Here is a 24,321-nt window from a genome sequence, read left to right on the forward strand (position 1 = left end):
ATTATTTCCCCTCCCGAATCGATGGAGTACGTTTGTGGAAGTCAGTTGCTTGTTCATAAGCATGAGCCACTTTATATACTGTTTCTTCGTCAAAGTGCTTACCCATGATTTGCATTCCAACCGGTAGTTCATTAACGAAACCACATGGTATGGATAGTGCTGGACGACCTGTAAGGTTAGCTGGTACCGCCAAAACATCATTTGCATAATGAACTAGCTGATCTCCGCCTGTTTCACCCAGTTTAAATGCTGTTGTAGCAGCAGTTGGTCCAATGACTACATCATACTTTTCAAATACAGAATCAAAGTCTTGTGCAATCAATGTACGAGTCTTTTGTGCGCGTACATATAGATCTTCATGATGATCCGCACTCATTGCATACGTACCGAAAATAATACGTTTTTTCACTTCATCGCCAAACCCTTCTTGACGTGTACGGAAATATGCTTGTTCTAGATTTTCAGCGTTTTCTGTGTGATAGCCATAACGCAATCCGTCAAAACGTGAAAGGTTGGATTGTGCTTCGGATGAAGAAATTACATAATACGTAGTTGGCGCATATTGAATATGTGGCAATTCTACTTCTTCACAAACGGCTCCAAGTGATTCCAATACAGTAATTGCTTCTCTTACTGCTGTAACGATTTCTGCATCGACACCCTCCCCTAAGTAAGGTTTCGGAACTGCCACTTTTAGACCTTTAATATCGCCTGTAAGTGCTGCCGTGAAATCAGGAACCGCTTTTGCAGAAGATGAACTATCATTGTCGTCTTCTCCCGCGATTACGCTAAGCAATAGTGCGTTATCCTCCACAGTTCGTGACAATGTACCGATTTGATCAAGTGATGAAGCAAATGCTGTCAAACCAAAACGTGAAATACGACCGTATGTAGGTTTCATTCCAACAATTCCACAGAATGCAGCTGGTTGACGAACCGAACCACCAGTATCTGAACCAAGGGACAGTGGAACTTCTCCCGCTGCAACTGCTGCTGCAGAACCGCCTGAAGAACCGCCTGGCACATAGTCTGTGTTCCAAGGATTTAATGTATTACCGAAATAAGATGTTTCAGTAGTAGAACCCATTGCAAACTCGTCCATATTGAGTTTTCCAATATTGATTGCGCCAGCAGCTTCCAATTTATCTATAGCTGTAGCATTGTAAACAGGTACGAAGTCTTCCAACATTTTACTTGCACATGTTGTCTTCATATCTTTTGTTACAATATTGTCCTTAATACCAATTGGAACACCGAAAAGACGGCCACGTGTATTAGCAGCTTCTTGATCAAGCTGTTCTGCACGCTTTGTAGCCTCTTCTTTTGCCACGTGAATAAACGCGTGAATTTTCTCTTCGTGCTGTTCAATCGTTTGTAATGTTGCTTCTGTTACTTCTTTAGCAGTAACTTCTCCTTTTTGTAAAAGTGCTTGAAGTTCTGTTGCTGTTTTACTAGTTAACGTCATCACTTTTCCTCCTACTATCATTGTGCCATGAATGGTATTTTATACTGAAATTCGCTTACAGAATATCTGGAACCCTAATAAGTCCATCTTCCTGATCTTCTGCACTGGCCAGCATTACTTCACGGTCCAAGATATCTTTTGGCACATCTTCACGCAAGACGTTGATCATAGCAACTGGGTGCGTCATAGGTTTTACACCTGTAACATCCACTTCTTTTAAATTACTTACACTTTCAATCAAATCTGCTATCTTTGCAGAGAAATTTTCTTTGTCTTCCTCGGAGAGGCCAATACGGACGAAATCCGCAAAATACTTGACGTCTTCTTTCGAAAATGTTGTCATACATCGTTCCTCCTCATTTTGCAATCGTACAATTAATCATACCATTTAATCAGTTTATTGGAAAGTTCATGTTACTACCTAAAATCTGTTAATATCCGTAGACGTGTACAAACGGTTCATCTCGCTCATTGTCATTCACAATCAGCACTTCGGGACCATTAACTGATGTGACACTTACTTCGATCGGAACATCTTTAAAATGCGTTTTAACCAATGAAGTCAAGTATTGTGAAAATCCGATCAGCTCTGTCTTGCCGAAGAACTGTATAGGTATCTCCACACGTAAAGAATGGAGTTTCTGGTCTTTATAAAAAGCTGTACCAATGACATTTACAAAGCTTGGGAAGTAATCATCAATGTCTTGTTTAAAGTTTTTAAATGTCGTATTCAAGTCACGATAATTCCCCGTTGATGAAGATGCGGGGAGTAATACATACTGCTCGTCTACTTCTTTCCAACCAGTAAATTCTTTTTTACCTTTTGCAGCTAAAGAAGTGGCAAAATATGTGCCTGGTACAATATCGTTGCGACTTTCTTGCTTAAACAATCCAACCGCAATTGGTATATCCGCAAGCTCCGGTTTACTGCGCAACCTACTTAAAATAATATCCGCCATCTTCTTGCCTTTTTCTTCGATTGTTTTATCATCAATTTGGCGTTCACTGCCTTCACGTGGATAATACACCGAATTCATCGCCAGTCCAATAGAAATGCCAGCCAATTTCACTTTTTTGTCGTCAGTCATCTGTAAATAGTTTTGCTCGACGATATGCGCAAGATAAATCGGTGCCTCATCTGCAATTTGAGCTGGGGACATATCATCAGTTATTGCAGGATTGAGACCTGCTTCGAAATTTGATTTTCTAGAAATCCATTGCTTTGCAGTATCGCGGTCTATATATTGACCTTCCTGGAAGAAATAATCTTTTGGATCGAAATATAACGAAGACAGGCGCAATAAGCCTTCCTCTGTTTCCTGCATATCGTACTTTGTATGGAGATTATTGACGACCAACCCCCGGCTCGCGCTTTTTTTAAATGGAACAGGTGTCCGGTAGTACTCTTTTTTAATTTGAGCATCAGGAATGAGCACCATTTCTTGCTCACTTTTTTCTGTTTCTTGCACTGCTTTTTCCTGATCATCGCTTGGCGCTGGTACACATCCTGTCAGCAATACTGCCGACAGAATGCCCGTTATAAACTTAGTCGTTCTTTTCATTCATATCCACTCCAAGGGCTTCAAGCATAGCTTGTTCGTCCCAAATTTCAATCCCTAATTCTTTTGCTTTCGTCAATTTGGATCCCGCATCTTCGCCCGCAATGACCAGATCCGTTTTCTTACTGACACTGCCACTGACAGTCCCGCCAAGCGATTCAATCTGTTCTTTAGCTTCCCCACGTGTCAATTCTGTGAGTTTTCCTGTCAATACGATCGTTTTTCCAGCGAAAGGTCCAGTAGTTGGCAACTCTTCTCGTGTGGCACCTTTATAAACGGTATTTACACCATAAGAACGCAACTTATTCATCACTTCCTGAACTTCTTCCGTACTAAAGTACGTTGTCACTGAATCAGCGACAATCGCACCGATTTCAAAAATATTTACAAGTTCTTCTTCTGTTGCTTGTTCTAACGCATCGAGGGTACGATACTCTTCCGCCAAGATTCTTGCAACTTTTTCACCGACATGGCGGATACCCAGTCCAAATAATAATTTCTCTAAAGAATTCTCTTTGGACTGTTCAATAGCCGTCAAAATATTCGTTGCGGATTTCTCGCCAATCCGTTCCAAGCTCAATAATGACTCTTTCGTTAAGGTATATAAATCGGATACATCTTGTACCAAATGAGCAGTATACAATTGTTCAATAAGCTTTTCGCCCACACCATCTATATTCATTGCTCTTCTTGAAACGAAATGGATTAACGCTTCTTTCATCTGCGCAGGACATTTAGGGTTCACACAACGCAGTGCCACTTCCCCTTCAATCCTAACGAGTTCTGAATCGCAAACAGGACAGTTGTCGGGCATATGGAACGGTTCTTCCTCACCCGTTCGCTGTTCTTTCAATGACATGACGATTTCAGGAATGATGTCGCCTGCCTTTCTCAACACAACGTGATCACCAATACGAATATCTTTCTCACGGATCAAGTCTTCGTTATGCAAAGATGCACGTCCCACTGTCGTACCTGCTACAAGAACAGGCTTCAGAATCCCTGTCGGTGTAACTACACCTGTGCGACCTACGCTTAACTCGATATCTAGCAATTGGGTATGCACTTCTTCTGCAGGGAATTTATAGGCAATAGCCCATTTAGGACTCTTTGCTGTATAGCCCAATTGCTCCTGCGATTCGAAGTTATCGACTTTTATTACAATACCATCAATTTCATAATCCAGGTTTAGTCTATTTTCTGACCAGTAGGCTACGTATTCCAATACTTCTTCAATGGTCGTACAACGCTTACGTTCCTTATTCGTCGTCAAACCTAGTTCATCCACTTTATTGAGCGCTTCCGTGTGACTATCCAAGCCATACATTTCCGCATCGCCGCCTACCGCATAAATGAATGTAGCTAAATTTCTGCTCTCCGCCACTTTTGAATCCAATTGACGGAGTGAACCCGCAGCTGCATTTCGCGGATTGGCAAAAGGAACTTCACCTGCTTCATCACGGAATTCATTCAATTTAACAAATGACTTCTTCGGCATATACGCTTCACCGCGCACTTCAATCGTCAAAGGTTCATTCAATTTATGTGGTATGGATTGAATAGTTTTTAAGTTGGCCGTGATATCTTCTCCAACTGAACCATCCCCACGAGTAGCGCCTTGTACAAGACGACCTTCTTCATATTGCAATGAAACGGCAAGACCATCAATTTTCAGTTCACATACATAAACAGCGTTACCCGTCGCTTCTTTTACACGTCTGTCGAAATCCTTTACGTCTTCTTCATTAAAGGCATTCGCTAAACTTAGCATCGGATAACGATGAACGACTTTATTAAACACCTCAAGCGGTGCTCCGCCAACCCGTTGTGTCGGTGAATCAGGATAGATCAAGTCAGGATGTTCTTTTTCAATCGCCAACAATTCCTTCATTTTCTCATCGTATTCTGAATCGGGAACGATAGGGGCATCCAAGTCATAATATGCACGCCCATATTCATGCAAGGTTTTATTGAGCTCCTCTACCCGCTTCTCTAGTTCTAGAACATCATCCATCTATTTTCCACACTCCTTAAAGGGGCTTTATTCTTTTTCAATCGGTGCGAATTTAGCTAATAGTCGCTTAATCCCAACTGGATTAGGGAAGGCAATGTCTAGCTCCATATCCTCCGCTTCACCTTTAACACTCACAACCGTTCCAGTTCCCCATATTTTATGGGACGCCTTGTCTCCAGGTTTCCACTGCATTTTCTCTCCGCCACTTTCATTATAGGCTGGGCGCTTGACTGCTGGACGTTTAGCTCTTGTTTTAGGTGCTTGGGCGAAAGGTACACTCATGCCATTTCCATCAGCCAACAGCTCAGTCAGTTCTTCCGAGATTTCGTTGAGGAAACGTGATGGTTGATTGAAGTTTGACTTACCGAACAACATCCGATGACCTGCACTTGTCAGGTAAAGGCGCTGTTCCGCGCGTGTGATTGCTACATACGCGAGTCTTCGTTCTTCTTCCATTTCTTCCGGATCTGCAAGTGCTCGAATATGCGGGAATATGTTTTCTTCCATGCCGAGAACAAAGACTACAGGGAATTCCAATCCTTTTGCTGCGTGCATCGTCATTAAGACGATTTTTTCCGTGGAAGTGTTCTCTTCTTTATCCAATGTATCGATATCTGCTACTAAAGCAAGGTCAGTCAAGAATGCAACGAGTGAAGGTTCCTCCTCTTCTTCTGCTGCACGTTTCTCAAACGCTTCTGTAACCGATAAGAACTCTTCAATATTTTCTAGACGGCTTTCTGCTTCGATGGATTTTTCTTTTTCCAACATCTCACGATAGCCCGACTTATCAATGACTTCTTTCACTAGTTCGGTGACTGATAAATACTCTTGCATTTGAGTGAATCCATTGATCAGTTCATGGAATTTTACTGCTTCTGTTAATGCTCGTTTAGGTAAACCCATGAAATCCACTTCCTGCAATGAATCAAACATGGAGCGATCGTTTTGTAATGCAAAAGTTGCCATACGTTCAAATGAAGTTGCACCAATGCTTCGTTTCGGTTCATTAATGATTCTCGCTAAAGCTAAGTCATCATCATTATTCGCAATGAGACGTAAATAGGCGAGTAAATCTTTTATCTCTTTACGATCATAGAACTTTGTACCGCCTACAATTGTATAATCAAGATTTGACTTCAATAAATATTCCTCAATTAGACGAGATTGCGCGTTAGTTCGATAGAGAATCGCAAATTGATCCAATGTTAATCCTAGCTTTTCTTTTAACTCAATGATTTGTTGTACAACAAATTGTGATTCATCTTTTTCATCGCGTGCTTTATAGATCGAGATTAACTCGCCCTTAGGGTTATCTGTGCGCAATTTCTTATCATAGCGACTTTTGTTATTGTCGATCACATCATTTGCTGCTTGCAAAATTCTCTGGGTGGAACGGTAGTTTTGTTCCAAAAGAATGACATTCGCTTCTTTATAATCTTTTTCGAAAGAGAGAATATTACCGATATCTGCACCACGCCAGCGATAGATTGACTGATCGGAGTCACCTACTACGCAGACATTACGGAATTTTGATGCCAGCATTTTGACGAGACGATACTGCGCGTTGTTTGTATCTTGGTACTCATCCACATGAATATACTGAAATTTATTTTGATAATACTCGAGCACTTCAGGAACTCGTTCAAATAAGACCGTAGTCATCATAATTAAGTCATCAAAATCCATTGATTGATTCTGACGCAATTTTTTAGTATAACGATCGTAAATATCTGCTACTGTACGTTCATGGGGGTTTTGAGGATTTGAATTTTTACGGAATTCCATCGCATCAATGCATTCATTTTTTGCATTGCCAATAATTCCGAGCATCGCACGCGGATCATTCTGCTTCGGGTCGAGATTCAGTTCTTTCAAAACTCGTTTCATTGCAGTCATTTGATCCGCACTGTCAAGAATCGTAAAATTTTTAGATAAACCGATTCGATCTACGAACCTACGTAGAATTCGAACACACATCGAGTGGAAAGTTGAAACCCACATACGTTCTCCTGAACCCGGACCAAGTAATCCATCAATTCGCTCACGCATTTCACGTGCCGCCTTATTTGTAAATGTAATAGCTAATATATTGGAAGGATACACTTGTTTTTCCACAACCAAATATGCAATTCGGTGCGTCAACACACGAGTTTTTCCAGAACCAGCACCCGCCATAATGAGCAAAGGCCCTTCTGTCGTTTTGACTGCACGCGCTTGTTCAGGATTCATACCTTTTAGTAAATCATCTGATAGTTTATTCATATTAGTACCGCCTTTAAGGAACATTTGTTCTTACTATATACTACTCACACAGGTAAGGGAACAGATTTCACAGCTTCGACTGTTTTAAGAGCCATTTGTAGATCATCGTATACAACATTTCCTACTACTACTGTATCTGCAATGGCTGCCATTTCTTTTGCTTGTTCCGTTGAACGAATTCCGCCACCATAAAAGAGACGAGTGTTTGTAAGTAATTCCTTCGCTGATCGAACAATTTGCGGATCACCGTATTGTCCACTGTATTCTAAATAAAAAATCGGCAAGGAAAATAAGTGTTCAGCCATACGTGCATATGCTTGTACATCTTCTTCATCCGGAACATGGTCTACCCCTGTCACCTTCGCAGCTGTACAATCAGGATTTAAAATACAGTAACCTTCTGTCACCAGTTCATCGAAGTTCATCATATGACCATATTCTCGAAGTGCTTCATGATGCAAACCGTTCAGCCATTTTGAATCCGTTGTATTTAAGACCGTTGGAATAAAGTAATAATCGAATCCCGGCGTGACCGATTCTACAGTAGATACTTCCAAGGCAAGTGGCACGGAAAAACGCCGGAAACGCGCAAGTAAATCAAGTACGTTTTCCAATGTGATGCCGTCAGATCCACCAATGATGACTCCATCCGTTCCAGACTCTGCTACCGCTTCTATTTGTTCATCTGAGATGAATTTGGCTGGATCAATTTTAAATGCATGCCGCCATGTTTTATAGTTCATATTTTCTTTCCACCTTCTTTTGTCAAATTCGCTTTATATAACTTTTAAAAAACCGGTGGGGTTTTATCCCTGGCCGGTTGTGTTAGTTATTTTTTGTTTGATTGTTTTGGAGTTCAGGATAGAGTCGATCCAACATGAGGTTGTAACCACCAGACCCGTAGTCTACGCAACGGCGTATGCGGGAGATCGTAGCTGTACTTGCACCTGTTTCTTGTTGGATATTATCGTACGTTTTTTTAAGTCGCAGTTTATGTGCTACGTCCAGTCTTTGTGCAAGTGATTGGACTTCGCTCATCGTGCAAAGATCATCGAAAAACATGTAACATTCCTCTACATCCTTTAGTTCTAGGATTGCCTGAAACAACTGATCTATTTGTTTTCCGCGGATTTTATCTATTTGCATGGTCTCATCCTCTCTTTATGTCGATCTTACGGGGTATAAGTGACGGAAGTGAAAGGACCTGATAATGATGGAACAATGTGGATCCAGGTTTTCCCTGCTGTTAATTTAACAGGCATATCTTGATCCATTGGAGTTAAAAACCCATCTTTATTTTGCCATTCAATCGATTTAGCGATCCCTTCATGAAACAGCATGGCAGGCCCACCAGATTCTAGATCTATTGCAAGTCGGCCTTGTTGATCAACTGTTTGATGATCCATTTCCATCACGATAATATTCGCTAATTCTATACGTCGTTCATTTAACTTATCCACTGTTTCAATGCCGTTAACAGATCGATAATACCGATTTGCTTGTTGATTATATTGATACGTACTAATAAAATTCGGGTCTGAACTATACGATACTTGTACCGCTGATGCCATATCCCCTATTTTATCACTTTCATCGGGGTTTAGGAAAGAAAAGGATGGTCGTGCAGTGATCTTTTCGGAAGCATTTGTGACACTAAAAGCTTCTTCAATATGTTCCTTTGAAATATAAGAGTTATGTGGAGCACGGCGATCTGCTGAACGTTCGAATAAAGTCCCGTCATAATTTATGCCATTTATATGGTCGACTACCCGACCATCAAGTAATTTCTTTGCATCCGGACTATAACCGTGAGCGACATAAAATGCATCCATACCTGCAGCTAATTGTACAAAATAATCACGTGCGCTTCGAATAGGACCTAACTGATCCGGTACTTTACTTTGAAAAAGCGCAGCGTAGCGCGTAATTTGACCTTCAGCTAAGAATTCGTATATCTGATCCGCATCTGAAAGTCCCGACTGTGGACGAGCAGCAGGTATATTGCTAATTGTCGCTAAGATAGGACGTTGATCGATGGAATCCGTTATCAATTCACCTGTAAACAATGACACATCATTCGGTTTTTCTTGTTCTGCTGGTTCAGACTGATCTTTTGATGAACAACCTCCGAGACATACTACGCTAACTGCGGCTATCATGAGTAACTTTCGCCCATTCCATATCAATATACGTTCCTACCTTTCTATATTAGGAATTAATAGTTCATTTTTCATCACTTGCAATACACCAACCGGCGTGATTCTGATATACGGTAAATGAACAGATTGAAGGAATAATAATGTATATATGGCATCTCCGTGCGCATAGCCACGTTCTCTTAATGCCTTTCTTATGGCTAGCTCTTGTTCGATGATCACTTCCATCGGTTGAACAGACAATCCGCCTGCTGCCTCTAATGGCAATGTTTCAATAATTCCACCGTTTTCAGCAAGTGCCATGCCTCCGCCTATATTCTTGATTTCATTAAACGCTCTCTTCATCTCTTGCCAATCCTGTCCTATCAATAATACATCTCCAGTATTTGAATAGGAAGATGCAAAACCTTGCAGATTATCTCCAAACCCTTTCAACATCGTATTGACTCGCCATTTTCCGTTCTTATCCAGTAATATCAAATAGCACTCATCGCCAGTAGCAATAGTGGGACTACTGAGATCCAGATCACTTTCGTATACTTTTGTAATAACATCATTGACCATCTGAATCCCAATTGAAGAAGGGAATGTGAAGTCTTCATCTGTCAGTTCATAAGGCAATTCAAATGCCGGCAGTGCTTTCCAATCGACTGCTTTGAAAGCATCAGACGACATACTATCCCGGAGAACCCACTTCCCTTTCGATAACACGTCAGTTGGCACAGGGTTATGTTCATTCTCTAAAAAGTTTAATGTCGCAAAACGGCCTGTCGCAATTACACTATGCAAGTCCGTAATATCGTAGTACCTCGCCACGTTATATGATGCCATTTGATACGCATCAATCGGCGATACTCCCGCGTCAAGTGCTATCTGGATGCATTGGTCCATTACGCCTTCACGGTAGAACGAAGGTGTGGAACCATCAGTCGTCATCATTAAATGATCAAACACATCCAACTCCTTCTCTACAATACCTCTCAATATATTTGGCAAGTCAGGACGGATCGAGGAATAACGTAATGTGACAGCATATCCTTGCTGCAAGCGTCTTTCCACTTCCTCTGCAGTCATCGCTTCATGATCGCCGTCCGCTCCAAGTAATTTCATGCGAGCTAGTGTACGTTCCGATGCACCGGGAAAATGTCCTTCAATCTTTTTCCCCAGTCGTTTAGATTCTAATAAAGACTGCGTCATATTTTGATCACCCTGTAATAATTTAGGCCAGCCTGTCAGTTCTCCCGTCATCAATACATCAGGACGCTCCATCCAATTCGCAATATCTACAGGATTGAAAAGCTCTTTTTCATTTTGCAATACGGTTTGCGAGTCAACACGTGCCCACCAATAAAATGAAAACGGCAGTTCATTCAGTTGATCAATGAATGTAAATGCTGTTTGCTGGTCCAGCATCGAGAACAAGATGAGATTGTCAGATATAAACGTTGTTGTGCCTCGACGAGATGCATAATCCGCAAATGTTTCTGGATTATATAATTGGAAGGGATGAACATGCGGCTCGATATATCCAGGGACTATTTTCTTGCCGGAAGCGTCAACACATTCTGTTCCTTCAAGCATAGCTGGCATACGTTCCCCTACATAGACGATTCGGTCACCTTGAATCCAAATGTTCCCTTGCATCCATTTCTTGAATATAGAATGTAAGTACGTAGCATTTTTAATTACGATATCAGGCGCTTTCTGTCCATTAATAATCGCTAGTTGCGATTGGATTTCTTTCACACTCCACATGCAGATCACCGTTCCTTTAAAGTAGTTTTACTGTTTGTTACTGTTGCTTTATAGTACCATAGCAATGCAATCTAGAATAGATGTGCTGCGCAAAGGTTGTCCACAAGCTATTTTTGTTTAATCCACAATATAATGGATACTTACACACACTACTAACAAATTACCCACACCTTTTCCACTAATAAACCACGGATTATTAAAGATGTTGTGGATAACATATTTTTTAATCGAATGAAAGAGTATGTAGCATCTACTATAAGGTCGTAGACTCCAAACATCTTCCTACAGTATTAAAAAAAGACTGTCTTAGAAGTCATGCAACTTCTAGGACAGTCCTGTTTCAACTTTTATTCAAATGTACGCCATCCAATGTCTGTACGGTGGAAAAATCCATCCCATTGTTGATCGGCAAGGCCATTATAAACTTTTTCTTGTGCTTCTTTTAATGTAGCTGCTTTTGCAGCAACGAGAAGTACACGTCCACCATTTCCTATAAAGTGATCATTTTCCAGCTTGGTTCCTGCATGGAAAACATCAAGCCCTTGATCTGTCAGAACATCAAGATTAGGGAGTGCGTGACCATTCACTACGTCGTTAGGATATCCTTCCGATGCAATCACTACGCCTAACATCGCTTCTTCATGCCACTCAAGATCGAATGATTCTCCAGCCAGTAGAGCTTCCATGAACTTACCAAAATCCGATTTCATACGCGGCAAGACGACTTGTGTTTCTGGGTCGCCAAAACGGGCATTGAATTCGATAACTTTTGGACCTTGCTCAGTAAGTATTAAACCAGCATAGAGAATACCTGTGAAAGGAATTCCTTCTTCTGTCATAGCCTCAACAGTTGGTACGACTACACGATCGTACGCTTCCTGCACGATTGCATCCGAAATTTGTGGAACCGGAGAATAAGCACCCATTCCTCCCGTATTCGGACCACGATCTCCGTCATATGCACGTTTGTGATCTTGTGCGATCACCATTGGATAAATTTGTCCGTCATGGACGAATGACATATAAGAAAACTCTTCGCCATCGAGAAATTCTTCTACCACGACACGTGACGATGATTCACCGAACTTTTGATTGCCGATCATATCATCTACCGCATCTAACGCTTCCTGCAATTCCATCGCAACGATTACGCCTTTTCCAGCTGCCAACCCATCAGCCTTGATTACGATCGGCGCACCTTGTTCGCGGATGAATGACTTCGCTTCTTCAGCATCTGTGAATGTTCCATAAGCCGCTGTTGGAATATCATACTTGTCCATGATCTCCTTGGCGAATGACTTACTGCCTTCGATGCGAGCAGCTGCCTGAGTAGGGCCGAATACTGTTAAACCTTTATCCAGGAAGTAATCGGCAATTCCTTCTGCTAGCGGTTGTTCCGGTCCAACGAATGTTAACGTAACACGCTGTTCGATTGCGAAATCCGCCAAAGCTTTAAAATCTGTAGCTGCAATGTTCACACATGTTGCATCTTGTCGCATACCGTCGTTGCCAGGCGCCACAAATACTTCTGATACAGAAGGCGCTTGGTTGAACTGTTTGGCAATCGCATGTTCACGACCGCCACTTCCAATTACAAGAACTTTCATGTTCATCTACTCCCTGCACTCTTAGTGTTTGAAATGACGTACGCCTGTAAATACCATCGTAATACCGTATTCATTAGCCTTTTTAATGGAATCCGCATCTTTCACCGAACCACCTGGTTGAATAATTGCGGTAATACCTGCTTTTGCCGCCGCTTCAACTGTATCATCCATAGGGAAAAATGCATCAGAAGCAAGCGCTGCCCCTTTTGCACGTTCGCCTGCCTGTGTCAGGGCGATTTTCGCAGCACCTACACGGTTCATCTGACCTGCGCCTACACCGATTGTCATATGCTCATCTGTAACGACGATTGCATTAGACTTCACGTGTTTCACAACTGCCCATCCAAGTTTCATCGCATTCCATTCTGCTTCAGTCGGCTCTCGGTCTGTTGCCACCTTGATATCAGCTTCTTCAAAACCATGGATATCAGGCTGTTGCATTAATAATCCACCTTCAACAGATACCGTGTTCCACTGATCTTTTTTCCGCTGTTCAAATGAAATCGTCAAGAGACGAATGTTTTTCTTTTTCGTTAATGTCTCAAGTGCTTCTTCTGTAAATGAAGGAGCAATAACGATTTCAAGGAATATATCAGCTAGTTGCACTGCCGTTTCCTGATCTACTTCTTTATTCAATGCAATGATTCCACCAAAAATAGACGTAGCATCTGCTTCGTAAGCTTTTTGGAAAGCTTCTGCAATGGTCGCTCCTGTACCCACACCACATGGATTCATATGCTTAACCGCCACAGCTGCAGGCTCAGTGAATTCCTTTACGATTTGAATCGCTGCATTCGCATCTTGGATATTGTTATAAGATAATTCTTTTCCATGAAGCTGTTCCGCATAGGCGATCGAGAAATCAGATCCAAGCGGGCGGCTATAGAACGCTGCTTGCTGATGAGGATTTTCACCATAACGCAATGGTTGCTTCAACTCGTATGTATACGTAACTTGTTCTGGGAATTGTTCGCCAGCGAGGTCTGTCAAGTAGCCTGAAATCAATGAATCATAAGCTGCCGTATGACGGAATACTTTAGCTGCTAAACGACGTCGTGTTTCAAGAGTCGTCTTGCCATCCGCTCTTAGTTCGTCGAGTACGGCACTGTAGTCTGTTGCATCCACAATGACTGTCACGTATGCGTGGTTCTTTGCAGACGCGCGAAGCATTGCTGGACCACCGATATCGATATTTTCGATTGCATCTTCTGCAGATACATCTGGTTTAGAAATCGTTTCTTTGAATGGATATAAGTTTACACACACTACATCGATTGGCTGAATGCCGTGCTCTTCCATTTGTGCCTGATGTCCAGGATCGTCTTGTTTTGCAAGTAATCCACCGTGAATCATCGGGTTCAACGTTTTCACGCGGCCTTCCATGATTTCTGGGAATCCTGTTACTTCATCTACAGCCGTCACAGCAACACCATTGTCTTTCAAATGCTTCATCGTACCACCAGTAGATAATAATTCATATCCAAGCTGTTCAAGTTCTTTTGCAAATTCTAGTATTCCACTTTTATCTGATACGCTTAACAGTGCGCGTTTTTTCAAAGGTATTCCCTCCAGTTTATAAAAAAAGCCTGTCATCTCAACAGGCTCATCATTTTTTAAATAAGTTTTGCAATGTTGCTGTATATAATTCATGTTCCACGGCATGAATAGCTAAAGCAGTCTGCTCGACATCCCCATCGACAACGTCCACTGCGCGCTGGGCTAAAATCGGACCCGTATCCATTCCTTCATCTACAAGATGAACTGTAACACCCGTTACTTTAACGCCGGCAGCTACTGCTTGTCCGATCGCATCCTTACCTGGGAATGAAGGCAAGAGAGACGGATGGATATTGATGATCCGTTCAGGAAATGCTTCCAATAATACAGGACCGATCAATCGCATATAGCCAGCTAATATTAACCATTCTACTTGTGCTTCATGTAATGCTTTACGTATTGCTTGCTCGTATGCATCTTTTGTTTCGTAGTCACGAGGACGAATAGCGGCAATTGGAATACCCTGTTCATTCGCACGTTCATTGACGAAAGCATCCGGTTTATCTGTCACCATCAAAACAATTTCAGCTGGAATGCGCCCCGCTTTACAAGCTTCTACCAAAGCGGCAAAGTTACTGCCGCTCCCTGAAGCAAATACTGCGATTTTTACTTTATTCATTATGACAATGTCCCGTCATGCTCACCGTTAAATGTTACGCCTGCTTGCTTCGTAACACGTCCGATTACATACGCTTCTTCACCGTGTGCATTAGCGATTTCGATTGCTTTTCCAGCTTCTGCTTCCGGCAAGGCTACGACGAACCCAACACCCATGTTGAATACGCTATATAAATCACGATCCGTTAATCCGCCTTTTTCTTTCAACATATGGAATATAGGAAGTACTGGCCAAGCGTCTAGATCTACTTCTACTCCAAATTCTTCAGAGAACATACGCGGAAGGTTTTCGAAAAATCCACCGCCTGTAATATGACCCATGGAGTGCACGTCAAGCTGTTGATGCATCTCAAGTACCGGTTTTGCGTAGATCTTAGTTGGCTTTAACAATGTATCAGCTACAGTGCCAAGATCTTCATATCCTTCAATCGTGCCGTTAATATCTGCGCCCAATTGTTCGAATACAATATGGCGTACTAAAGAGTAACCGTTCGAGTGAATACCACTTGATGCAATTCCAACTAGTACGTCACCTTCTTGCACACGCTCACCTGTAACCAGCTTGCTTTTTTCACAAGCTCCTACGGCGAAGCCAGCCAAATCATATTCATCTTCATCGTAAAGTCCTGGCATTTCAGCCGTTTCTCCACCGATCAATGCTGCACCTGATTGTACACAACCATCCGCTACACCTTTGACGATTGCTTCCACTTTTTCAGGTACTGCTTTGCCTAACGCTACATAATCAAGGAAATATAGAGGCTCTGCACCTTGCGCTACGATATCATTCACACACATTGCAACACAGTCAATTCCGATCGTGTCATGACGGTCCGCCATGAAAGCCAATTTCAACTTCGTGCCAACGCCGTCTGTACCAGAAATGAGTACCGGTTCTTTATATTCCAGCGCAGATAGATCGAACATTCCGCCGAACCCACCAAATGCACCTGCTACACCTTTACGAGATGTTCGTGCTACGTGAGACTTCATGCGTTCAACTGACTCATAGCCAGCTTCAATATTAACTCCCGCTTTTTCATATGCCTTCGACATGGAAAGGCCTCCTATCGTACGATTTCTTTTTCGTGCGGCATTGCCGTATCCGAATAAATCTCTGTTGGATACACACCCGTGAAACAAGCCAAGCATTGTCCGCAGTTTTTCATTTCAGGTGACCGGCCATTCGATTCCAACATCCCATCAATTGATAGGAATGAGAGTGAATCTGCACCAATCTCATCACGCATTTCATCTATAGTACGACCTGTCGCAAGTAATTCTGAATCTGAACTAATATCTACACCGTAGTAACATGGCGCGATCAAAGGTGGTGAAGCAATGACAACATGTATTTCCTTAGCGCCCGCATCGCGTAGCATTGTGACTATTCGTTTAGATGTCGTTCCGCGAACAATCGAATCATCAACCATCACTACACGCTTACCATTAACGACCTGATGTACAGGTGACAGCTTCATCTTCACGCCTTGTTCACGCAATGTTTGAGATGGTTGAATAAAAGTTCGTCCCACATAGCGATTTTTGATTAATCCCAACTCATACGGAATACCGCTTTGTTCAGAAAATCCAATGGCTGCAGATATACTGGAATCTGGAACTCCTGTAACGACATCTGCACTGATCTGCACTTCACGAGCCAACTGTTTACCGCAACGTTTACGTGCAGCATGGATATTAATTCCGTCAATATTTGAATCAGGGCGCGAGAAGTAGACATATTCCATAGAACACATCGCATTATCTGCCGGTTCTGCAAAACGCTCAGACGTCAATCCATTATCATTGATAATCAGCAATTCACCTGGTTCCACAGAACGGACATGTTCAGCACCAATAATTTCAAACGCACAAGTTTCTGATGCAACCACCCATGCATCGCCAATTTTCCCCAAAGATAATGGACGCATACCGTTTGGATCTTGCGCAACCATCAACCCTTCATCTGTCATTAAAACGAATGCAAATGCACCTTTTAGAATACTCAGTGCCTTTTTTACTCGTTCACGATGATTACGTGAACCACTGCTACGTTTGATCAAATGAGCGAGTACTTCTGTATCGGATGTACTTTGGAAGATACTACCTTGCCGCTCCAAATGTTCTTTCAAATCTGTCGCATTGATCAGATTCCCGTTATGCGCAATCGCCAAGCTACCCGTTGTGGAACGAAAGACAAGTGGCTGAACATTCTCTATACCACGCCCGTCTTTTGTCGTATAGCGAACTTGCCCAATTGCGCCTCGTCCTTCAAGAGAGTCTAGCTTTTCACCTGAGAACACTTCATTGACCAGACCTTCACCTTTGACTGCATGGAGACCACTATCGCCTTTTACGACGATTCCGGCTCCCTCTTGTCCACGATGCTGAAGAGCGTGCAATGCGTAATAGCTGAGTTGTGCTGCATCGTCATGTCCCCAAATACCAAATACGCCGCACTCTTCGTTTAGTCCTCTGAGTTCAGCAAGCATGCAATTGCCCCTTTCCAAGCAGTTTGGAATTCCTCTACCGTCCCTTCTACTAGGACAGTTCCCTCTGCGTCTTTGATGACGATTTCTTCGCCATCTGTTACTGTTCCTATTTTCACTGCATCTTGAACTTTCTTTTCAAATGCTGCTACTTGATCAGCTTGTACAGTAACCAAGAAACGTGACTGGGTTTCACTGAATAATGCAGTGATTGCTGAACCTTCCACTGTTACATCGGCACCTAAGCCTTGTGAACCAAATGTACCTTCACAAAGCGCTACTGCAAATCCGCCTTCTGACAAATCATCAGCCGATTGAATCATTCCAGCTTGTATTGCTTCAAGAAGCTGTTGTTGACGAGTTGCTTCTATATCCAAATCAATTGCAGGTGATTTACCGAAGATCTTTCCTTCGATCATTTGTTGCAATTCACTGCCACCGAATTCTGTTTCCGTTTGTCCAATCAAGTAGATCGCATCTCCAGCTTGTTTGAATCCAGGTGTTGTCACTTGGCTCAAATCATGGACGATTCCTACCAAACCAATTGTTGGTGTTGGATAGATTGGCACACCATTTACTTCATTGGAAAGAGATACGTTACCGCCAATAACCGGTGCATTCAGTTTACGACATGCTTCTGAAATACCTTCAGCCGACTTTTCCAACTGCCAGAATACTTCTGGCTTGTCCGGGCTACCAAAGTTCAGACAGTCTGTCAGTGCGATTGGCTCAGCACCTGAACATACAAGGTTACGTGCAGCTTCAGCTACCGCAATCTTACCGCCAACCTCCGGATCCAAGTAGATGAATCGCGAGTTACAATCCGCTGTCATCGCAATACCTTTATTTGTTCCTCTAACACGGATCACACCGGCGGATGCTCCTGGTGCAAGAACTGTATTCGTTCTTGCGCCTGTATCGAACTGATTATATACCCACTCTTTAGAAGCAATCGTCGGACGTTGCAATAAATCGAGTACTGTTTCTTTTAAGTTCGTTACTTGTGGTTCTTTATTTTCAATCGCTTGGTTTTCCGCAAACGATGCAGGTTCTTTTGATTCTTTCTGATAGCTCGGTGCATCTTCAGCTAGTAGATCCGCTGAAACTTCTGCTGCGATTTCACCTTTATGAAGCAAACGAAGCATTTTATCATCTGTTACATGACCAATTACCGCTGCAGTAATTCCATACTTCGTGAATAGTGCAATGACTTCTTCTTCACGGCCCTTTTTCACCACAATCAACATACGTTCCTGAGATTCAGACAACATCATTTCATACGCTGTCATATTCTCTTCACGCTGTGGTACAAGATCCAAGTTCAATTCCACACCATAGCCGGCTTTTGAAGCCATTTCTGCTGCTGAAGAAGTTAGACCTGCTGCACCCATATCTTGAATACCGATCAAGGCATCGGATTGAACTAGTTCTAAACAAGCTTCCATCAATAACTTTTCAATGAATGGATCTCCTGCCTGCATTACCGGCAGTTCTGCCTCTTCTTCAATAGACAATTCAGAAGAAGACATGGTAGCTCCGTGAATTCCGTCGCGGCCTGTTGTAGCGCCTGCGTATATCACTGTGTTGCCAATACCAGCCGCAACACCTTTTTGAATATCTTCATGATTCAACAATCCGACTGCCATCGCATTAACTAATGGACGCTTCGAATAGCACTGATCAAACTGGACTTCACCCGCTACTGTTGGGATTCCCATTGCATTACCGTAACTTGCAATTCCAGCAACTGCTTCTTCAAACAAAAATCGATCTCGAGGTTCTGTTAAATCTCCGAAACGAAGTGAATTTACTAATGCTACCGGACGCGCACCCATAGAGAATACATCCCGAATGATTCCGCCAGCACCTGTTGCTGCACCAATGAAAGGCTCAATGGCAGAAGGGGAGTTATGGGATTCCATTTTAAAAACAGCAGCTTGGTTGTCACCGATGTCTACAATTCCAGCACCTTCACCCGGTCCCTGTAGTACACGTGCACCTTCAGTAGGAAATCTGCGTAATACAGACTTTGAGCTTTTATACGAACAGTGCTCCGACCACATAGCAGAAAATAGACCTGTTTCCACGTAATTTGGAGTACGTCCAAGTTTTTCTACTGCACGCTCATACTCTGCATCCGTCATACCCATTTGGAGATATAGACGATTTTCTTTGATTTGCTCCGCTGTAGGTTCGTGATTAATTGACATGCTGTTCACCCCGATTGTTCATGATTGATTGGAATAAAGCTGTTCCATCTGTCCCACCAATGATTGCTTCTACTGCACGTTCAGGTAGTGGCATCATACCGAGAACATTGCCTCTTTCATTTGTGATACCGGCTATAGCTTCTGTGCTACCATCTATATTTCCATCCGCATATGTGAAGACAATTTGATTATTGTTTTTTAGTTTTTTCACTGTCTGCTCATCCGCATAGTAGTTACCAAACTCATTAGCAACTGGCAATGTAAGCATTTGACCTTGTGTATAATCATTTGTGAAAGCTGTATTATTATTTTCTACTCGCACGGTTTCTCGGGCTGAACGGAATTTCAAGCTCTGATTTCGTAAGAATCCACCCGGGAGCATACCTGCTTCTACTAGGATATGAAAACCATTACCTACACCAAGAACCAATTTACCTGATTCAGCAAATGTTTGTAAATGTTTGCATGCATGTGAACTTTTCGCTAATGCACCTGGACGTAAGTAGTTGCCGTATGAAGTGCCTGTCGGTAATAGAACCGCATCGAATTGATCGAGTCGGTCGGCTTCTGTATGCCAAACGTATTCAACATCTTGCTTTACTGTTTCCTCAATTGCATGGTACATATCAAGATCACAAGTAAGTCCTGGGAATACTAGAACGGCGAACTTCATTTGCTGGCAACCTCCCCAATTTCGAAACGATAATCTTCAATGACTTTATTGATCAATAGATCGTTACACATTTCATTCACACGTGCTTCGATTGTCTGTTCTGATCCATCAAGCTGTAATTCGATCATTTTCCCAACCCGTACACTTTTCACTTCTTCATAGCCCATCTTTTGAAGTGCTTCAGTTGTCGCGATACCTTGTGGATCTACAACACTTTCACGTAGTGTTACATAAATTGTTACTTTCGTCATTGTCGGTTCCTCCCAAAGTGGAAATAATAGTTTTTTTATTGTGTAAATTAAATCTAAGAGCATGTAATAATTTAAGAACTGTTGATGGAGTTAATCTATTTAAATTTATATAGTTTTAATCGTACCAAATACCGGACTGCTCAATTTCTTGCAGAGTTTCTTCAATATTTTCCGTCATGATGGTGACATGACCCATTTTACGTTTTTCCTTCACTTCTGCTTTGCCGTATAAATGAATGGACCAATCTGGATAACCTGCGATACGCTCTTGAAGCGGTGCTACATGTTCTCCAAGTACATTCACCATAATGGATGACCCCCATAACTTCGGCTCACGTAACGGCCAACCACAGACTGCACGAATATGTTGATGGAATTGTGAGATGTTACATGCCTCTATTGAATAGTGACCAGAGTTATGCGGGCGCGGCGCTAATTCATTAATCATGATTTTACCGTCAGGCAGTACGAACATTTCAACTGCTAGTGTACCTATTAACTCTAAATGGCTTGCGATTTTCTTTGCAGCATTTTCTGCTTGCTCCAAAACCTCTTGTTCTACTCGTGCCGGTACAATCGATTCGTGCAAGATATGATGCTTATGAATATTTTCAGCAATAGGCAAGCAATATGTTTGTCCTGCTGGATTTCGTTGAATGATAACGGAAATTTCTTTATCAAATGGAACGAAAGCCTCAGCTATACAAGAAGAATGTGTAAACAGATCTTTAGCACTTTCAATTTGTTCTTTCGCTTCAAGCTTTACTTGACCTTTACCGTCATAGCCTCCAAAAGCAGTTTTCACGATACAAGGGAATCCAAGATCATCAATTTTCTGTACTAATTCTTCATATGTTTCAGCGGTTATGTAAGGCGCAACTGGTGCTCCAGCCGCTTGAATTTCAGCTTTTTCTTTGATACGATTTTGCGTGATACGGACTAGTTCAGCTCCTTGAGGTACATAAGCTTTCTTTGTCAGCCGTTTCAATCCTTCATAGTCGATATTTTCAAATTCAAATGTAATGACATCACTAACTTGGCTTAATTCATTCAATGCCTCTTCATCATTATATGATGCCACTATTTCGATATCAGCTAACTGTCCGCAAGGGGAATTCTTTGTTGGATCAAGTACCGCAATCTTAAAACCAGCTTCTTTTGCCGCAAGACCCATCATCCGTCCCAATTGCCCACCACCGATAATACCGATTGTCTGTCCTGGGTGAATCATTTTCAATTTAGTTCACCACTGCTTTCCAGCGAGATTTCCTTCATTTCATCGCGTCTTTGCTGTAGTTTATTGCGTAATTCTTCATCTTGTACACAGAGCATTTGAGCCGCTAAAAGGCCTGCGTTCGTAGCACCCGCTTTACCGATTGACACAGTCGCTACAGGTACGCCTCCTGGCATTTGAACAATAGATAACAGTGAGTCCATACCATTCAATGCTTTAGATTGCACAGGCACACCAATAACAGGAACTAGCGTTTTTGCAGCAACCATTCCTGGTAGATGGGCAGCTCCGCCTGCTCCTGCGATAATAGCGTGTAATCCTTTTTTCTCTGCTTGTTCTGCATAGTCAAACATGAAATCCGGCGTACGGTGGGCTGACACTACTTTTTTTTCATAAGGAACTCCTAGTTCATCCAATATGTCGCATGCATGCTTCATCGTTTCCCAGTCGCTCTTACTGCCCATTATGACACCTATTTTCGGTTCCAAATCTAATCCGCTCCTTCATGCACAACATGATTTGATATAAAATAATAAAAAGGTCCTTGAAAACTCCACTTTTCACATGCACAAAAAGCAGAACTTTCAAGGACCCTTACCAATATGGATACATAGCTATCGTAACTTAGCCATTCTCCATGATTATCCAAGAAAAATTGCTTTCCCACATAGTGTAGACATTTACGGTGTCTTGGTAGAAACGCCACAGCCTATTCTGCAGCATATACGGGGAACTCATTTACTCTTATTATATTATCAATTAATACATAATCCGTCAACTAAAAGACGAACATTACATTATAAGTCTTTTATAATCATTCGCCTTTAAGTTGACATATAGATGATTATATATCAGTTCTCTTTACGTTGACAGTTATTAGCTATTTTTGATAGCTTGAAACTGTGTTTGTTGTCTAATGGGAATATACTCTTCGCCCACCTGTTTAAATAGTGGTTTCTCTCTTCTAGCAACAACGGTATATCCCAAACTCTGTATTCTTTCCAAACATTCATCAAGCGTCTCATCTTCTTCTCTATCAAACCAGATCTTTTGTTTACTCATTTGAATAACTTGCCTCTTTTCACACTCTTCACCCAGAAGCCACCGTGTATCGACTTAGGTTCATACGATATAATAAACGCTTTCGGATCTAGTTCCGTTATTGTCTTATACAGTTGCACTTCATATTTACGAGGCGTCAAAATCTGCATAGTAGAACGATAACCACTTAATCCATTAGCTGATGAGTCTGTAACTCCATATCCAAGTCGTCGTAATACAGCAGGCATTTCCTTATCGATATCTGACGTTATCACATTAACCGTTATATAACCAAGTGCTAAACGTTCTTCAATTTTCGAACCAATAATAACCCCTATGCCATACCCAAGCGCATAAGCAACCAAGTTTTGAATTTGATCTAGATTATCAAGTACTAATCCAAGCCCGATGACGTATATTACCGTTTCTATCATACTCACAGTTGCAGCAATATAACGATAGCCTTTCAGTGTTAGGATTATTCGTATTGTCATAAAAGTAACATAGACAATATTGATTGCGAAAATTATTAATATCATTACCATTGCATCACTCCTTTAAACAAGTAGGATAATCGTATCGCGCATTAGTTAAAAACTCAAGGAAAGTCTTTTAAATAGTAGATTATGTTGAGTAATTGTGGGATGAGCGAGAAAGATAGAGTGCTTGATTGAGCTCATATAGTGAAATACGGGATGCATAGAGCGATTGGCTAGGTTTATTGAGCGGATTACTGTTGGCATAGAGCGTTTGGCTAGGGTCATTGAGCGGATTACTGTTGGCATAGAGCGCTTAGCTAGAAGCATTGAGCGGATTACTGTTGACATAGAGCGATTGGCTAGGGTCATTGAGCGGATTGCTGTTAACATTGAGCGCTTGGCTAGGGGCATTGAGCGGATTACGTTGACATAGAGCGATTGGCTAGGATCATTGAGCGGATTGTTGTTGACATAGAGCGCTTGGCTAGAAGCATTGAGCGGATTACGTTGACATAGAGCGATTGGCTAGGATCATTGAGCGGATTGCTGTTGGCGTAGAGCGATTGGCTAAGTTCATTGAGTGGATTGACGTTGACATAGAGCGATTGGCTGAGTTCATTGAGCGGATTGCTGTTGACATAGAGCGATTGGCTAGGATCATTGAGCGGATTGCTGTTGACATAGAGCGCTTGGCTAGAATCATTGAGCGGATTATTAGAGCGAAGATTCCAAATGCAGGAAAATTCACCGACTTGATAGGTGTGGTGTTAAAGGTGTATATATAAATTTCCTTCAATTCGTTTCACGATAGTATATTATAAAACACAAAAAAGCCACTCCCCAAAGGGAATGGCTTCGCATGCCTAGCAACGTCCTACTCTCACAGGGGGAAACCCCCAACTACCATCGGCGCTGAAGAGCTTAACTTCCGTGTTCGGTATGGGAACGGGT

The 24,321-nt window shown here is 42.1% G+C and carries 23 protein-coding genes, 1 rRNA gene and 1 riboswitch; of the genes, 2 read left to right on the forward strand and 22 right to left on the reverse strand.

The window, feature by feature from the left end; all coding sequences use genetic code 11:
• Nucleotide 1: 1 nt before the first annotated feature.
• The 21 genes from gatA to CSV73_RS11740 all read right to left on the reverse strand — a co-directional run bounded on the left by gatA (nt 2) and on the right by CSV73_RS11740 (nt 23,436).
• Nucleotides 2-1,465, reverse strand: coding sequence for an Asp-tRNA(Asn)/Glu-tRNA(Gln) amidotransferase subunit GatA (gatA, locus tag CSV73_RS11640; RefSeq protein WP_085131734.1), 1,464 nt, complete (start codon nt 1,463-1,465; stop codon nt 2-4).
• 55 nt (nt 1,466-1,520) lie between these two features.
• A complete protein-coding gene (gene gatC, locus CSV73_RS11645) occupies nt 1,521-1,808 on the reverse strand; it encodes an Asp-tRNA(Asn)/Glu-tRNA(Gln) amidotransferase subunit GatC (protein ID WP_085131735.1) in 288 nt (95 codons plus the stop codon).
• 88 nt (nt 1,809-1,896) lie between these two features.
• Complete coding sequence (locus CSV73_RS11650) at nt 1,897-3,027, reverse strand: CamS family sex pheromone protein (protein ID WP_099627669.1); 1,131 nt, start codon at nt 3,025-3,027, stop codon at nt 1,897-1,899.
• Nucleotides 3,011-5,038 (reverse strand): NAD-dependent DNA ligase LigA, encoded by a 2,028-nt coding sequence (gene ligA, locus CSV73_RS11655; RefSeq protein WP_099627670.1) that lies wholly within the window; start codon nt 5,036-5,038, stop codon nt 3,011-3,013. The genes CSV73_RS11650 and ligA overlap by 17 nt, the downstream gene beginning before the upstream one ends.
• A gap of 27 nt (nt 5,039-5,065) precedes the next feature.
• Nucleotides 5,066-7,300 carry a DNA helicase PcrA gene (gene pcrA / locus CSV73_RS11660; RefSeq protein WP_099627671.1) on the reverse strand — a complete coding sequence of 745 codons (2,235 nt, stop codon included), beginning with the start codon at nt 7,298-7,300 and terminating at the stop codon, nt 5,066-5,068.
• A gap of 44 nt (nt 7,301-7,344) precedes the next feature.
• Nucleotides 7,345-8,043 (reverse strand): heptaprenylglyceryl phosphate synthase, encoded by a 699-nt coding sequence (gene pcrB / locus CSV73_RS11665; RefSeq protein ID WP_085131739.1) that lies wholly within the window; start codon nt 8,041-8,043, stop codon nt 7,345-7,347.
• An 82-nt stretch (nt 8,044-8,125) separates the two neighbouring features.
• Nucleotides 8,126-8,446, reverse strand: a complete 321-nt coding sequence (locus CSV73_RS11670) for a YerC/YecD family TrpR-related protein (RefSeq protein WP_085131740.1) — start codon at nt 8,444-8,446, stop codon at nt 8,126-8,128.
• Nucleotides 8,447-8,472: 26 nt separating this feature from the next.
• Nucleotides 8,473-9,459: a DUF3048 domain-containing protein gene (locus CSV73_RS11675; RefSeq protein ID WP_233202890.1), complete on the reverse strand. Its 987-nt coding sequence runs from the start codon at nt 9,457-9,459 to the stop codon at nt 8,473-8,475.
• 36 nt (nt 9,460-9,495) lie between these two features.
• Nucleotides 9,496-11,211: an adenine deaminase C-terminal domain-containing protein gene (locus tag CSV73_RS11680; protein ID WP_099627673.1), complete on the reverse strand. Its 1,716-nt coding sequence runs from the start codon at nt 11,209-11,211 to the stop codon at nt 9,496-9,498.
• Between the two features lie 347 nt (nt 11,212-11,558).
• Nucleotides 11,559-12,818, reverse strand: coding sequence for a phosphoribosylamine--glycine ligase (gene purD / locus CSV73_RS11685; protein ID WP_085131743.1), 1,260 nt, complete (start codon nt 12,816-12,818; stop codon nt 11,559-11,561).
• Nucleotides 12,819-12,839: 21 nt separating this feature from the next.
• The gene (gene purH / locus CSV73_RS11690; RefSeq protein WP_099627674.1) at nt 12,840-14,375 is read right to left on the reverse strand and encodes a bifunctional phosphoribosylaminoimidazolecarboxamide formyltransferase/IMP cyclohydrolase; all 1,536 of its coding nucleotides are present in this window, start codon (nt 14,373-14,375) and stop codon (nt 12,840-12,842) included.
• 49 nt (nt 14,376-14,424) lie between these two features.
• The gene (purN, locus tag CSV73_RS11695; protein ID WP_369802591.1) at nt 14,425-14,997 is read right to left on the reverse strand and encodes a phosphoribosylglycinamide formyltransferase; all 573 of its coding nucleotides are present in this window, start codon (nt 14,995-14,997) and stop codon (nt 14,425-14,427) included.
• Complete coding sequence (gene purM / locus CSV73_RS11700) at nt 14,994-16,049, reverse strand: phosphoribosylformylglycinamidine cyclo-ligase (protein ID WP_099627675.1); 1,056 nt, start codon at nt 16,047-16,049, stop codon at nt 14,994-14,996. The genes purN and purM overlap by 4 nt, the downstream gene beginning before the upstream one ends.
• 11 nt (nt 16,050-16,060) lie before the next feature.
• The gene (gene purF, locus CSV73_RS11705; RefSeq protein WP_085131747.1) at nt 16,061-17,485 is read right to left on the reverse strand and encodes an amidophosphoribosyltransferase; all 1,425 of its coding nucleotides are present in this window, start codon (nt 17,483-17,485) and stop codon (nt 16,061-16,063) included.
• Nucleotides 17,461-19,692: a phosphoribosylformylglycinamidine synthase subunit PurL gene (purL, locus tag CSV73_RS11710; RefSeq protein ID WP_099627676.1), complete on the reverse strand. Its 2,232-nt coding sequence runs from the start codon at nt 19,690-19,692 to the stop codon at nt 17,461-17,463. Before purL ends, purF begins: the two co-directional genes overlap by 25 nt.
• On the reverse strand, nt 19,682-20,365 hold the full coding sequence (purQ, locus tag CSV73_RS11715; RefSeq protein WP_099627677.1) for a phosphoribosylformylglycinamidine synthase subunit PurQ: 684 nt from the start codon (nt 20,363-20,365) through the stop codon (nt 19,682-19,684). Before purQ ends, purL begins: the two co-directional genes overlap by 11 nt.
• On the reverse strand, nt 20,362-20,616 hold the full coding sequence (purS, locus tag CSV73_RS11720; RefSeq protein ID WP_085131750.1) for a phosphoribosylformylglycinamidine synthase subunit PurS: 255 nt from the start codon (nt 20,614-20,616) through the stop codon (nt 20,362-20,364). The genes purQ and purS overlap by 4 nt, the downstream gene beginning before the upstream one ends.
• Nucleotides 20,617-20,731: 115 nt before the next feature.
• A complete protein-coding gene (purK, locus tag CSV73_RS11725; RefSeq protein ID WP_099627682.1) occupies nt 20,732-21,847 on the reverse strand; it encodes a 5-(carboxyamino)imidazole ribonucleotide synthase in 1,116 nt (371 codons plus the stop codon).
• 2 nt (nt 21,848-21,849) lie between these two features.
• The gene (purE, locus tag CSV73_RS11730; RefSeq protein WP_085131751.1) at nt 21,850-22,338 is read right to left on the reverse strand and encodes a 5-(carboxyamino)imidazole ribonucleotide mutase; all 489 of its coding nucleotides are present in this window, start codon (nt 22,336-22,338) and stop codon (nt 21,850-21,852) included.
• Nucleotides 22,339-22,498: 160 nt separating this feature from the next.
• Nucleotides 22,499-22,599: riboswitch (purine riboswitch) on the reverse strand.
• A gap of 127 nt (nt 22,600-22,726) precedes the next feature.
• Nucleotides 22,727-22,912 carry an NETI motif-containing protein gene (locus CSV73_RS11735; protein ID WP_085131752.1) on the reverse strand — a complete coding sequence of 62 codons (186 nt, stop codon included), beginning with the start codon at nt 22,910-22,912 and terminating at the stop codon, nt 22,727-22,729.
• The gene (locus CSV73_RS11740; protein WP_085131753.1) at nt 22,909-23,436 is read right to left on the reverse strand and encodes a DUF2179 domain-containing protein; all 528 of its coding nucleotides are present in this window, start codon (nt 23,434-23,436) and stop codon (nt 22,909-22,911) included. The genes CSV73_RS11735 and CSV73_RS11740 overlap by 4 nt, the downstream gene beginning before the upstream one ends.
• A 163-nt stretch (nt 23,437-23,599) precedes the next feature.
• Between CSV73_RS11740 and CSV73_RS16355 the strand changes: the two genes are divergently transcribed.
• Together CSV73_RS16355 and CSV73_RS11745 are read left to right on the forward strand one after the other, a co-directional pair.
• The gene (locus CSV73_RS16355; protein WP_143560959.1) at nt 23,600-23,803 is read left to right on the forward strand and encodes a hypothetical protein; all 204 of its coding nucleotides are present in this window, start codon (nt 23,600-23,602) and stop codon (nt 23,801-23,803) included.
• Between the two features lie 88 nt (nt 23,804-23,891).
• Nucleotides 23,892-24,155, forward strand: a complete 264-nt coding sequence (locus CSV73_RS11745; RefSeq protein WP_143560960.1) for a hypothetical protein — start codon at nt 23,892-23,894, stop codon at nt 24,153-24,155.
• Nucleotides 24,156-24,231: 76 nt separating this feature from the next.
• Here the strand turns inward: CSV73_RS11745 and rrf are convergent.
• Nucleotides 24,232-24,321 (reverse strand): 5S ribosomal RNA (rrf, locus tag CSV73_RS11750); the annotation flags it as partial.

It is taken from the genome of Sporosarcina sp. P1 (assembly GCF_002743155.1).
Taxonomy (GTDB): Bacteria; Bacillota; Bacilli; order Bacillales_A; family Planococcaceae; genus Sporosarcina; species Sporosarcina ureae_B.

Bases quoted from the DNA above. Each gene is read 5' to 3' on its own strand.
- gatC (WP_085131735.1), bottom strand. From the start codon at position 1,808: ATGACAACATTTTCGAAAGAAGACGTCAAGTATTTTGCGGATTTCGTC.
- purF (WP_085131747.1), bottom strand. From the start codon at position 17,485: ATGCTTGCTGAACTCAGAGGACTAAACGAAGAGTGCGGCGTATTTGGT.
- purD (WP_085131743.1), bottom strand. From the start codon at position 12,818: ATGAAAGTTCTTGTAATTGGAAGTGGCGGTCGTGAACATGCGATTGCC.
- pcrA (WP_099627671.1), bottom strand. From the start codon at position 7,300: ATGAATAAACTATCAGATGATTTACTAAAAGGTATGAATCCTGAACAA.
- CSV73_RS11740 (WP_085131753.1), bottom strand. From the start codon at position 23,436: ATGGTAATGATATTAATAATTTTCGCAATCAATATTGTCTATGTTACT.
- purM (WP_099627675.1), bottom strand. From the start codon at position 16,049: ATGTCGAAGGCATATGAAAAAGCGGGAGTTAATATTGAAGCTGGCTAT.
- CSV73_RS11650 (WP_099627669.1), bottom strand. From the start codon at position 3,027: ATGAAAAGAACGACTAAGTTTATAACGGGCATTCTGTCGGCAGTATTG.
- purS (WP_085131750.1), bottom strand. From the start codon at position 20,616: ATGACGAAAGTAACAATTTATGTAACACTACGTGAAAGTGTTGTAGAT.
- CSV73_RS11675 (WP_233202890.1), bottom strand. From the start codon at position 9,459: ATGATAGCCGCAGTTAGCGTAGTATGTCTCGGAGGTTGTTCATCAAAA.
- purL (WP_099627676.1), bottom strand. From the start codon at position 19,692: ATGTCAATTAATCACGAACCTACAGCGGAGCAAATCAAAGAAAATCGT.
- CSV73_RS11735 (WP_085131752.1), bottom strand. From the start codon at position 22,912: ATGAGTAAACAAAAGATCTGGTTTGATAGAGAAGAAGATGAGACGCTT.
- purQ (WP_099627677.1), bottom strand. From the start codon at position 20,365: ATGAAGTTCGCCGTTCTAGTATTCCCAGGACTTACTTGTGATCTTGAT.
- gatA (WP_085131734.1), bottom strand. From the start codon at position 1,465: ATGACGTTAACTAGTAAAACAGCAACAGAACTTCAAGCACTTTTACAA.
- pcrB (WP_085131739.1), bottom strand. From the start codon at position 8,043: ATGAACTATAAAACATGGCGGCATGCATTTAAAATTGATCCAGCCAAA.
- CSV73_RS11670 (WP_085131740.1), bottom strand. From the start codon at position 8,446: ATGCAAATAGATAAAATCCGCGGAAAACAAATAGATCAGTTGTTTCAG.
- purK (WP_099627682.1), bottom strand. From the start codon at position 21,847: ATGATTCACCCAGGACAGACAATCGGTATTATCGGTGGTGGGCAATTG.
- ligA (WP_099627670.1), bottom strand. From the start codon at position 5,038: ATGGATGATGTTCTAGAACTAGAGAAGCGGGTAGAGGAGCTCAATAAA.
- CSV73_RS11680 (WP_099627673.1), bottom strand. From the start codon at position 11,211: ATGTGGAGTGTGAAAGAAATCCAATCGCAACTAGCGATTATTAATGGA.